Origin of the sequence: Endozoicomonas sp. YOMI1, from assembly GCF_024606345.1 — a bacterium.
Classification (GTDB): Bacteria; Pseudomonadota; Gammaproteobacteria; order Pseudomonadales; family Endozoicomonadaceae; genus Endozoicomonas.
In genome coordinates, this window is sequence record NZ_JAHHPM010000261.1 from 1 (window position 1) to 5,686 (window position 5,686).

Sequence of the window (5,686 nt, forward strand, 5' to 3'; positions counted from 1 at the left end):
GATCTGATCAGTCCTTTGACATCAGATTTCAGGAAAATATCAATCGGGGTGGTGATACAAAATGAAACGGGGTAGAGGTTATGCACAGCTCTATGTCCCTTCGGTTCTGGCCAATGAGCATCGTGTGATTCCTGCTTTTGCCGTTGGCCAGCAGCGCCGTTGCCATAGGGATTACCTTCCCCCTCAGTCGGAGTGGTTCAGGCTTCTTTCAGCCTGACGGGTTTGCCCGCTTCGTTGGGCAAACAAAAAAAGCTTCCTCTGGAAGCTTTTTTTATGGCATATGGATAAAAGATTATTTTTTCCGAAGATTTTTACCTAACTGCTGTTTCAGCTTATTCTGTTCAGCTGCAATTTCTCCCTTATCAGCTTTCTCATGCTTTTTCAATTCTTTGCCTTTTTGCAAGTTATCAATCTCTTTCATTTTGGTATCCAGCTCTGCTTTTTTCTCCTTCATCTCACCAGGTATTGCTTTTAGCCTGGCACTACCAATTTCAATCATCTCTTGTGCATCCTTAATACAAGAGATTATTTTTTCATTACTGGTTGGTATTGCATCATCATAATTAGCTGAAAACTTACCAACTAAACTCAGATCTTTATTAAATTTTGACAGATTCTCCTTTTGCTGAGCAACATATTCCTTTGTTTCTTGCTTCTCAATTTTTAGAGCTCTGATTTCAGCCTGCAACTGTTCAACCTGAGACTCCAGATTAATACGCTTTTCACTCAAGTCATCCTGCAATTTAGATAACCTGGTATTTTTAGCCTCAGCCTGATCCAATGTATGTTGTTCTGCTTTAAAAAGTTCGAGAATTCTATTACCACTTTCTTTCATTGACGCTTTCAACTGCTTTTGCTCAGATCTCGTCTGTTTTATTTCTGAATCAAGCTGATTAATTCGTTCAGCAAAACCTGACTCCTTAATCTTATCAAGGACCTTATTTACCTGTCCTCTTCGAGCCACAGGATCTGATGATTCAATAATAACGGGATCAGCGCCTTCAATAGGAATTGGAACAGTAATTCTCTTTTTGCTATGGATCACGCCTTCAGAATCTTCAAACACCTTACGGGTGTTTTTGTAGACTTGGTTGAGCGTATCCAGTTCTGTTTTCCTATCAGCCTCCTGGTTCTTGAGACTTTCAAGTTGGTCAATGGAGTCATTATGCATCTGAGCTTCAAGCTTCAACTGGTCAGAGCCGCCTTTTAATGAATCTCCCGGAATTTTTTCCCAGTTTTCATGCTTGATGGCTTTTTTGATATCACTGAATGTATTCTTAATTTTCGCACCAACGCTTGCATCAAATTTTTTCAGATTCTCTGCAGCTTTAGGGAATTTACTCGAAATCTTATTCTGAAGGTAATTCTTGGCAGACTTCAGCATTTTAAATACGCTTTTCCGAACGGTTGCCGTATCCTTTTCAGCGGCTACCTCAGCTTTTCTCTGTTGCAGAGGTATCTTTCTCGGCACGGATACATCCGGTTGCTGGTCTGATAACTTAAGACCTGATGTTGATTGAACATCCTTTACTACCTGGATGGTAAACTCACCTTGATCAGTAAATTTAACCGAAACCTTATGCCCATCAGCAAGATGTTTAGAAAGATTATTAATAAATTGCTCTTGTGGAAAACTCATCGAGCCTGCACCAGATACACCGTCCATAACGCGCCCTCAACCATTCCTTTAATTACTCAGTTCATTGTAGCTTGATAGGAAAACTTAATTAGAAAAGCCAGGATTAATTTCAGAAAAACAGGCAGTGATGCGTTAAAAAGCAATCGCCATGTCAAAATCATGTCGGCTGATAAACCGCTTTTCCCAGCCAAGAGTAGCAAAGCGCTATGGAAACAGTTGACTGAATAAAAACCCGGTGATAGCCACCAGTCCAACCAGAAAAATAAAGACATCCAGAACAGGATATCTAAATGATTTCAGCGCATTAACCCGATAAAAAGCATAAACTGGCATCAGGTAAAGAATGGTTGCAAAAACGGGCATTACCAGCATTTCCACCCTATTGATAAAGTCCCAGTTGCCATAACCAGCCTCCCAGCAGGTCAGGAGAATAAACAGAATACAGCCTCCATGCAGAGCTCCATGGGGCAGAGACCGATGAATATTATGCCGATTCCACTGCTGGGTGATAAAACCCTGCAAACTTCTTTTATTCTTTTTATGCTTAATATAATGTCAAAATATCCTATTAAGGTTATATATCTTTGTTTCCGGCTCAGTAAAATATCAACCTGATTATTGATTTCGCCCAGACAAACCTCACCCATAAAACACTGAACAGTGAATCAACCATGAAGAAAGATAAACAGAAAGTCATTGGAGAGGAATTAAGTGATGAGCGCTTAAAATCGCTGCTAACACTGCAGCCGGCAGCTGGCAGCAGTCGAGACTATCACATACTGTTAAGAGCCTACCGCTACCTGCGAGCGAATGATTTTGCCCGGTTTATTCCCTTTTATCTGGAAGCTGGCCTGAGTCTGAATGCCCGGGACAGTGAAGGAAAAACACTGACTGAAACCATCACACAACATCACCATGGTGAACCGTATCTCAAAGCCCTCACTGACGCAGTCAGGCATTAATACAGTACAGGCTGCCTCAGGCAGCCTGATGCCGTTATCCCTTTGAAATGATCAAAGGATAGATAATCAGCAACGCCGGTATGCTGCAATAGCCTATTCAATCCAACGTTGGTAATCAGTGCGCTGGCCAGATAGCCAGAAACAGAATAACGGCAAACGATAATGCGATTTTTGCCTGAAAAAATGGCGGTCAGCTTTTCCAGACCACTACCGACACGGGCACAGACAATCACCCAGCAGCGGCAGGCCTACACCGGCCAGAAGGAATCCCAGCATCGCAATAATCAGCTCAGTGCCCACCATATGCCCCAGAAATGGAGGAAAGATAATATTTCCGGCTCCCAGAAAGAACGCAAATGTCATCAGGCCCGTGGCCACAATAGCCGTGGCTTTTAACGTCTGCGGCAAATCCAATCACAGCAGCGGACTTAACAGCTGCAGCGTATTTTCCAGCAGTTTCCGTCGAAAAGATCTTTTTGACCAACGGTTGATATCCACCTCACCTGCCTGGTTCATATACGACTGGAGCACATGAAATATCTGCTGACCAAAACCACCATCATAAACAATCAACGTCACTTCATAATTCAACCAGACACTGCGCATATCCAGGTTTACAGTACCAAATAGCGCTGTTTCACGGTCCACCAGAACACACTTGGTGTGCAGCAACCCCCCTCTAAACTGCTGAATAGTGACGCCAGCCTGCAGCAACTCCTGATAATAGGAGCGACTGGCATGATGAACCATTCTCGAGTCATTTTTTTCAGGAACCAGCAATTGGACATCAACACCACGCATCGCTGCCGACTTCAATGCCGTCAGCAAAGACTCATCGGGCACAAAATACGGTGTACTGATCAGGAGTTCCTGACGACTTTCATAAATGGCCGTCAGCAGGACCTGCTGCAGCATTTCCCGGTCAACATCAGGCCCGGATGGCAGAACGTGCACAAATGCATCGTCCCGGCCACGATGCTCAGCCGAAGGGTACTCATACTGTCTGTTGAACGAGGGGTGCCCACGCCCGGTTTCCAGTGCTTTATCCCATTGCACAATGGCGCCAAGCACATGAGCGGCAACACCATCAATTCTGACCATGGCATCCACCCACTGCCCGACCTGAGCGTCCTGTTTAAACAGGGATGGATCCACCAGGTTAAAGCTGCCGGTCCAGGCCACCTGATCATCAACAACCAGAATCTTTCGATGGTTACGAATATCCATACGCTCCACCAGCATTCGCAGAGGGCCTGCTGACATTGATGCGGTCACACTGATCCCTTCAAGGCGAAAACGACGAGCCCATATACCATTCAAAAAACCCCGGCTACCGACATTATCCAGCACAACCAGGCAATCAATCCCCCGCCTGGAAGCACGGATAACCGCTTCCGCCACTTCTTCGGCTCGACCAACCGGCTCCCATATGTAGAACTCAATCACGACACTTTGCCGGGCATTTTCTATATCATGCAGCAGATGTTCGATAATGTTGCCAAAATCTGAGAAGAGCTGGAGATGGTTGCCTGGCAGCAAGGGGATACTCATGCTTTTTTCTGCCAGTGAGAAAATGCCATGATGACTGGTCACCGGACAGCGGGACGGCTCACTGCCTGAGATAATCCGGGACAAGTGTTGATACCATTGGGCATAATCCGGATAAAGTGCGCGCATGCGCTTTAAACGGCCAATGCCCAGGCGGGGAGAACCCAATAAAAGATACAGAACAAACCCCGCTACCGGCAGCGCAAACAGCAACACCAGCCAGGCCAGGGAAACCCCCACAGGTCTTCGTGTCATGATCACCACAACCGCAAAAGCAATAATTGCACTTAGATAGGCAGTACCAAACAGCCAGCTATACCAGGTTGTTTCCATGTACTAAAGTTCCGAAATTAAGCCAGTTGAATTCCCTGACTGCTCAGGCGATCTGGCCAGAAGTACTCTGTTGAAGCGTTTCGTCATTGCTCCAGCTATAAGCCAGCACCCTGGCTTTTAGACTATTGTCTTTCTGACCAGTCGCCGGGAATAACAGGTTTTGAAAACTCAGCTGGCATTACCTGGAAGGATGCCCGTTAGCGGATAACCTTGACAGGGAAAAAGGGACAATGGTTTCAAACAAGATGCCTTTCACTGGAGCAAATGTCCATAATTACCCCAAAGAAGTTTGGCCGTCATAGCCAAAGACACGCAGACAATCATGGGACGGATCAATGCCTCACCGCGGCTAAGTACCACATATGAGCCAAGTCTGGCACCAATAACCTGACCCAGTATCATGACCAGACCAACTGCCCAGACCACATGTCCACCAATAATGAAAAATAGCAAAGATGCCAGATTACTGGTGCAATTCAGAACTTTGGTATGAGCGGTAGCACTGGTGATGGAATAACCCAGCAAACCCGCAAAAGCCATGGTAAAAAACGAACCGGTACCGGGACCAAAAAAGCCATCATAAAAACCGATCAGCACCGCCACTGTAAACGAAAACACCGGCAGAGAGATCAACTGCTGTGACTGGTCACTGCCCAGTCTTGGAGAAAACAGAAAATAAAGGACGATACCAATCAGCAGGAAGGGAATGGCCTGGTCCAACACCCCGGCATCAATTCTCTGCACCAGCAGCGTCCCCATCATGCTGCCCATAAAGGTCATCACTATTGCCAGACGTATCTCCCGCAGGTTAACCGCACCTTTAGAGATAAAGTAAACACTGGCGGACAGCGTACCAGCGGCCCCCTGAAGCTTATTGGTTGCCAGCGCCTGAACCGGTGAAAGCCCGGCAGCCAGAAGAGCTGGCATCGATATCAACCCACCACCACCAGCAATGGAATCAACAAATCCAGCCACCGAGGCTACAGCAAAAAGGAAAAGTACAAGATCCAGAGTAATGGTTGCGTCCAAGATTATTCCTTACAGATAAAGGCTGATAATTTATGGAAGCTTAATAATAGAACGTCCAGAAAAATTGATAAGATAAGTTGCCCCCGCAGTAAACGGAATCTACTTACTTTCCGATAAGCGGTATTAAGTAGTTAACCAAATGAAATCATATTTTCTGACTAAGTGATCAGTCACT

The 5,686-nt window shown here is 45.6% G+C and carries 8 protein-coding genes; 2 read left to right on the forward strand and 6 right to left on the reverse strand.

Annotated features, from left to right (window positions below):
- Positions 1 to 61: 61 nt before the first annotated feature.
- On the forward strand, positions 62 to 217 hold the full coding sequence (locus KDK15_RS09005) for a hypothetical protein (protein WP_257295021.1): 156 nt from the start codon (positions 62 to 64) through the stop codon (positions 215 to 217).
- Between the two features lie 75 nt (positions 218 to 292).
- Here the strand turns inward: KDK15_RS09005 and KDK15_RS09010 are convergent, their stop codons facing one another.
- Together KDK15_RS09010 and KDK15_RS09015 are read right to left on the reverse strand one after the other, a co-directional pair.
- Positions 293 to 1,666 carry a hypothetical protein gene (locus KDK15_RS09010; RefSeq protein ID WP_257295022.1) on the reverse strand — a complete coding sequence of 458 codons (1,374 nt, stop codon included), beginning with the start codon at positions 1,664 to 1,666 and terminating at the stop codon, positions 293 to 295.
- 177 nt (positions 1,667 to 1,843) lie between these two features.
- Positions 1,844 to 2,161: a hypothetical protein gene (locus KDK15_RS09015; RefSeq protein WP_257295023.1), complete on the reverse strand. Its 318-nt coding sequence runs from the start codon at positions 2,159 to 2,161 to the stop codon at positions 1,844 to 1,846.
- Positions 2,162 to 2,310: 149 nt separating this feature from the next.
- Between KDK15_RS09015 and KDK15_RS09020 the strand changes: the two genes are divergently transcribed.
- The gene (locus KDK15_RS09020) at positions 2,311 to 2,601 is read left to right on the forward strand and encodes a PA4642 family protein (protein WP_257295024.1); all 291 of its coding nucleotides are present in this window, start codon (positions 2,311 to 2,313) and stop codon (positions 2,599 to 2,601) included.
- Here the strand turns inward: KDK15_RS09020 and KDK15_RS09025 are convergent.
- The 4 genes from KDK15_RS09025 to KDK15_RS09040 all read right to left on the reverse strand — a co-directional run bounded on the left by KDK15_RS09025 (position 2,598) and on the right by KDK15_RS09040 (position 5,511).
- Positions 2,598 to 2,834, reverse strand: coding sequence for a hypothetical protein (locus KDK15_RS09025; protein ID WP_257295025.1), 237 nt, complete (start codon positions 2,832 to 2,834; stop codon positions 2,598 to 2,600). The genes KDK15_RS09020 and KDK15_RS09025 overlap by 4 nt on opposite strands.
- Positions 2,809 to 3,015, reverse strand: a complete 207-nt coding sequence (locus KDK15_RS09030; protein WP_257295026.1) for a branched-chain amino acid transport system II carrier protein — start codon at positions 3,013 to 3,015, stop codon at positions 2,809 to 2,811. The genes KDK15_RS09025 and KDK15_RS09030 overlap by 26 nt, the downstream gene beginning before the upstream one ends.
- Positions 3,016 to 4,482: a cardiolipin synthase gene (cls, locus tag KDK15_RS09035; protein WP_257295027.1), complete on the reverse strand. Its 1,467-nt coding sequence runs from the start codon at positions 4,480 to 4,482 to the stop codon at positions 3,016 to 3,018.
- Between the two features lie 252 nt (positions 4,483 to 4,734).
- The gene (locus KDK15_RS09040; protein WP_257295028.1) at positions 4,735 to 5,511 is read right to left on the reverse strand and encodes a TSUP family transporter; all 777 of its coding nucleotides are present in this window, start codon (positions 5,509 to 5,511) and stop codon (positions 4,735 to 4,737) included.
- Positions 5,512 to 5,686: the final 175 nt, after the last annotated feature.